The 4,766-nt window shown below is 72.5% G+C and carries 5 protein-coding genes and 1 pseudogene; 4 read left to right on the top strand and 2 right to left on the bottom strand.

The features are described 5' to 3' along the window. Nucleotides 1-100 (bottom strand): annotated as a pseudogene (locus tag ABZ260_RS46815) (DNA-binding response regulator); the annotation flags it as partial. Here ABZ260_RS46815 and ABZ260_RS46810 point away from each other — a divergent pair. From ABZ260_RS46810 to ABZ260_RS46795, 4 genes are read left to right on the top strand one after another with little or no spacing between them, the layout of a single operon-like run. Further along, on the top strand, nucleotides 87-455 hold the full coding sequence (locus ABZ260_RS46810) for a phosphopantetheine-binding protein (protein WP_355631268.1): 369 nt from the start codon (nucleotides 87-89) through the stop codon (nucleotides 453-455). The pseudogene ABZ260_RS46815 and the gene ABZ260_RS46810 sit on opposite strands and share 14 nt — an antisense overlap. Beyond that, nucleotides 452-1,249 (top strand): alpha/beta fold hydrolase, encoded by a 798-nt coding sequence (locus ABZ260_RS46805; protein WP_355631265.1) that lies wholly within the window; start codon nucleotides 452-454, stop codon nucleotides 1,247-1,249. Before ABZ260_RS46810 ends, ABZ260_RS46805 begins: the two co-directional genes overlap by 4 nt. Next, entirely contained in the window at nucleotides 1,246-2,469 is a 1,224-nt protein-coding gene (locus ABZ260_RS46800; protein WP_355631262.1) for a cytochrome P450, read from the top strand. Before ABZ260_RS46805 ends, ABZ260_RS46800 begins: the two co-directional genes overlap by 4 nt. A gap of 31 nt (nucleotides 2,470-2,500) precedes the next feature. Continuing rightward, nucleotides 2,501-3,349: a methyltransferase domain-containing protein gene (locus tag ABZ260_RS46795; protein ID WP_355631259.1), complete on the top strand. Its 849-nt coding sequence runs from the start codon at nucleotides 2,501-2,503 to the stop codon at nucleotides 3,347-3,349. Here ABZ260_RS46795 and ABZ260_RS46790 read toward each other — a convergent pair. Continuing rightward, entirely contained in the window at nucleotides 3,323-4,573 is a 1,251-nt protein-coding gene (locus ABZ260_RS46790) for an FAD-dependent oxidoreductase (RefSeq protein ID WP_355559023.1), read from the bottom strand. The two genes, ABZ260_RS46795 and ABZ260_RS46790, sit on opposite strands and share 27 nt — an antisense overlap. Nucleotides 4,574-4,766 lie beyond the last annotated feature (193 nt).

The following is a 4,766-nucleotide window of genomic DNA, read 5'->3' as shown; positions in this document are numbered from 1 at the left end:
CGCGCAGGGCGGCGAAGACGTACTCGTCGAGGGCGTAGTTGGTGAGGATCACCACCCGGACTTCGTCGAGCTCGGGATCCTCGCCGATCCTGCGGCCCGCCGCCCGGTCACGACCTCCTCGCCCGCGCCACCCCGCCGCGCCACCCGCCGGCGGCACCGACGAGTGGAGCCCTCGCGAGCTGGAGCTGCTGGCCGTCTGGCAGGACGTGCTCGGCGTCGACACGATCGGGAGGCGCGACGACTTCTTCCTCCTGGGCGGGCACTCGCTGAGCGCGCTGCAGGTGGTCCAGCGCTGCAAGGAGCGATTCGGGGTTCAGCTTCCGGTCAAGGCACTGTTCGTCGCTCCGACGATCGAGGGCCTGGCGAAGGCACTCGCCGTGCCGTGGGCGGACGGCGAGGGAGAGACCGGGGCGGGCGGTCCGCGCCCGGTTCTCGAAAGGAGTGATCTTTCATGACCGAGACGATCCCGGCGGATCAGTGCATGTGGCTGCGCCGGCGGCAGGTGCTCGCCGAGCCTCGGCTGCGGCTGGTCTGCTTTCCCCACGCCGGGGGGTCGCCGAGTTTCTACCGGGGATGGCAGGACCACCTGCCCGAGGACGTCGAGCTGTCCGCCGTGTGCTACCCGGGCAGGCAGAACCGCATCAACGAGCGGCCGATCGACCGGATGGAGCCCCTCGTCGACCACCTCTGCCGGGTGCTCCTCCCCCTGGCCGACCGCCCGCTCGCCCTGTTCGGGCACAGCATGGGAGCCGTGGTCGCGTACGAGGTCGCGGTCAGACTCGCCGGGGAGCACGGGATCTCCCCGGCGTCGCTGCTGGTGTCCGCGCACGCGGCGCCGCACCTGTGCGCGAGCGACGCGCGGCGGATTCCCATCGGTGACGAGCAACTCGCCGAGCAGGCCGCGGCCGCGGATCCGGCGCTGCTGCGCTTCCCCGAGCTGATGGACCTGGCGATGATCGCGTTGCGGGCGGACCACGACCTGCTGCACGCCTACCGGCCCGCCGCCATCCCGAGGATCGCCGCTCCGATCACCGCCTACCTGGGGGCGGACGACCGGCGCGTGAGCCACGACGAGATGCGCGCCTGGAACCGCGTCGCGTCCGCGGGGTTCGAGCTGCTGACCTTCCCCGGGGACCACTTCTATCCGGTGGACGCGGAGGCGGCACTCGTCACCGACATCGTGGCCCGCCTCGGCGACATCGGTGTGCGGCACCGCGAAGACCCGCTCTCCCCCTCCCCGCACGCGTGACCGCCGTGATCGACGACGGCCCGCCGGTACCGCTCTTCGTCCGCCGCTCCAGCGTCTGCCCCCTCGACCCGGCCGAGGAGTTCGCCCGGTTGCGGGCCGAGGAGCCGGTGGTCCGGGTCACCCTCTCGACCGGGGCGAGCGCGTGGATGGTCACCCGCTACGCCGACGCCCGCCGCGTGGTCGCGGACCAGTGGCGATTCAGCTCCAGGGCGGCGGTCGACGGCCCGATCCCGCCGCCGGAGCCTCCGGGAGGGTTCCCGCCGCCGCGTCCCGGCTTCTTCTCGACGTACGCCCCCCGCGAGCACGCGCGCCTCCGGCGGATGCTCAACGCGGAGTTCGGGGCCCGCCGGCTGCGGGCGCTGCGCCCGCGCGTCGAGGCCGTGGCCGACGAGCGGATGGCGGCGATGTGCCGTTCCGGGCCTGGCGCCGACCTGATCGCGGACTTCGCGCTCCCGGTTCCGGCACGGATCTTCCTCGAACTCCTCGGGATCCCCGAGCCCGACCAGGAGGGGCTGCGGCGCAATGCCGACGTCCTCCTCGACTTCACCCCGAGGCCGCTGGAGCAGGCGGTCGCCTTCGCCGAGCTGGACACCTACCTGAGCGCGTTCGTCTCCCGGTGCCGCCGCGATCCCGGCGACGGCGACGGCCTTGTCGGCAGGCTGATCTCGTCGTACGGCGCGGATCTCTCCGACGCCGAGCTGGCCGGGGTCGCCGCCCAGTTGCTGCTCGCGGGGTACGCGACGACGGCCGGCACGATCGGGCTGGGAGCCCTGCTCCTGCTGCGCCACCCCGGCCAGGCCGCGGCGCTGCGCGCCGGTTCGGCCGACGTGGACCGCGCGGTCGAGGAGATGCTCCGCCATCTGTCGGTGGTCTCCTTCGGCAAGGTCTTCACCGCCGAGGAGGACGTCACGGTCGGCGGCCAGGAGATCCGGGCGGGGGAGTACGTCCTGTGCTCCCTGCCGTCGGCCAACCGTGACGCCGTCCTGGGGCCCGACGCCGACCGGTTCGACATCACCCGCGAGCCGCTGCCCCATCTCGCCTTCGGGCACGGCGCCCGTTACTGCCTGGGCGCCGAGCTGGCCAGGCTGGAACTACGGGTCTGCGTTCCCCGCCTGCTGAACCGCTTCCCCGGCCTGCGGCTGGACGTCCCGTTCGAGGAACTCCGGTTCACCCCGATGAACGCGGCCTACAGCCTCGAATCACTGCCGGTGTCCTGGTAGCCGGTGAGCCGGATCAGCATACGGAGGAAAGATGCCCAGCACGCCGTATCCCACGACGGGTTCCTACGACTACCTGGCCTCATTGACGGAGAAGGTCGGCGGGCTCGACCTGCACTACGGCTACTGGTCGGGACCCGACGACGACACGCCGATCGAGGAGGCCACCGACCGGCTGACCGGGGTCGTGGTCGACCGTCTGGACGCGCGGGCCGGTGAGCTGGTGCTGGACGTGGGCTGTGGGAACGGGCGTCCCGCGGTGACGGTGGCGGAGCGCACCGGGGCGCGGGTGACGGCGATCGACGTCGACGAGCGGGCGCTGGAACGGGGGAGGGCGTGGGCGCGCGAGCGGGGCGTGGAGCCGCTGGTCTCCTTCGAGCGGTGCGACGCGCTGGCCATGCCCTACCCCGACGATGCGTTCGACGCGGTACTGGTCTTCGAGTCGACGCCGCACTTCGCGCCGGAGCCGCTCTTCGCCGAGCTCGTCCGGGTGCTGCGGCCCGGTGGCCGGTTGGTGGTGGAGGCCCCGTGCCTGCACGTTCCCGTCACCGACGACCTGCGGCCTCGGCTGGCGACGTACTTCGAGATGTTCCAGGTCCACTCCATCGAGCAGGCCGGGGCGTACCTGGAGATCCTGCGCGCGGCCGGTCTCGGCGTCGACGCCGTCGAGGACCTCACCGAGCACACCGAGCCGTTCTACCGGCGGATCCTGGAGCGGCTCGACGCCCATCGCGCGGAGCTGGCGGCCGAGTACGGCGCGGGGACCGTGGCCTGGATCCGCGACGGCATCGCCGACTGGGCCACGATCCCCTCGGGCAGCGTCCTGATCACCGCCCGCGGGCCGAACCGTCCCGCCTCAGCGGACGGGGTCGAAGTCCCGTAGGGCCACGGGCTGCTTTCCGGTGGTGATCTGCTCGGCCAGCATGCGACCGGTGACCGGCCCGTGGGTGAATCCCCACATGCCGTGGCCACCGGCGACGTACCTGCCGGGGGCGCGGGTGGCGCCGATCAGCGGCCTGCCGTCGGGGGTGACGGGGCGCGGACCGACCCAGGTGTCGGTGCGCTCCTCCCAGGAGACGCCGCTGAGCAGCGGCCGGGCGGACGCGATGATCGCGTCGACGCGCCTCTGGTACAGGGGGGCGTCGGCGTCCCGGAACTCCATCGTGCCGGCGACGCGCAGCTTGCCCTGGTAGGGCGTGCAGGCCACCCGCACGGCGGGCAGGTAGATCGGCCCGGGCACGGGCTCGTCCGTCGGCACGGTGAACGAGTAACCGCGTCCGGCACGTACCGGCACCCGGACGCCCCAGGAGGCGCCGAGCTGGTTCAGCCAGGCGCCGGTGGCCAGCACGACGGCGTCGGCGCTGACGGAGTCCCCGTCACTCGACCGGACGGCGATCCCGCCGGAGTGGGAGTAGACGTCGATCACCCGGAAGCCGGACCGGATCGTGGCGCCCCGGGCGACGACGGAGCGGGCGAGTGACCGGGTGAACTCTCCGGGGTCGACGTAGCGCTGCCCGTCCAGCCGGATCCCGGCCCGCGCGCGCGAGGAGAGCTGCGGCGCCTGCCTGCCGAGATCGTCACCCTCGAACGCGCTGTACTTGATCTCCAGGCCGGACTCGTTGATGCGCTGGAGCTCGTGCAGGAGCGCCACCGCCTGCCGCGGGGTCTCGAAGGCGGCCATGATCGGGGCCTCGACCGTGGGGGCCTCGACGCCGTTCGCGGTGAGCACGTCGAACGCCTCCAGGCACTCCTCGTTGAACGGGAGGTTGGCCCGTACGGCACGGCCCCAGGACTTCCAGCTGCAGTTCATGGCGAACCGGGTGAGGAACGACAGCAGCGCCGGGTCGGGAGTGGCCGGTATGTGCAGCGGGGCGCTCGGGTCGAGCAGGGAGCGCAGGCCGTAGCGGAGGATGCCGGGCTCGTTCAACGGGATGGCCAGCCCAGGGGAGAGCCAGCCCGCGTTGCCCCACGACGCGCCCGCGGCCACGTCGTCCCGGTCGACGACCGTGACCTCCACGCCGCGCTCCTGCAGGAACCAGGCGGTGGACAACCCCACCACGCCGGCGCCGATCACCACTGCCGTACGTGGCCCACCGTCGATGCCCATGACCATTTTCTCCGTTCTGACACTCGTTGCCTGTTTCGAGCATCGCTGGCATGGACAGAGAACGGTGTGTGCGTTTCGGACAAGCACAATGGTGCGTTTTGTCGTGCGGTGACAAGCGCCGGGAGCTGGGCCCCGGATCCGGCGCCCACCGCGGCTCCCTCCTCCGCCCCGCGAGGCACCGGCCGGCCGGTGC

The organism is Streptosporangium sp. NPDC006013 (assembly GCF_040614275.1).
Lineage (GTDB): Bacteria > Actinomycetota > Actinomycetes > Streptosporangiales > Streptosporangiaceae > Streptosporangium.
The sequence above is the reverse complement of the archived record's forward strand: the minus strand, read 5'-3'. Positions and strand labels throughout refer to the sequence as shown.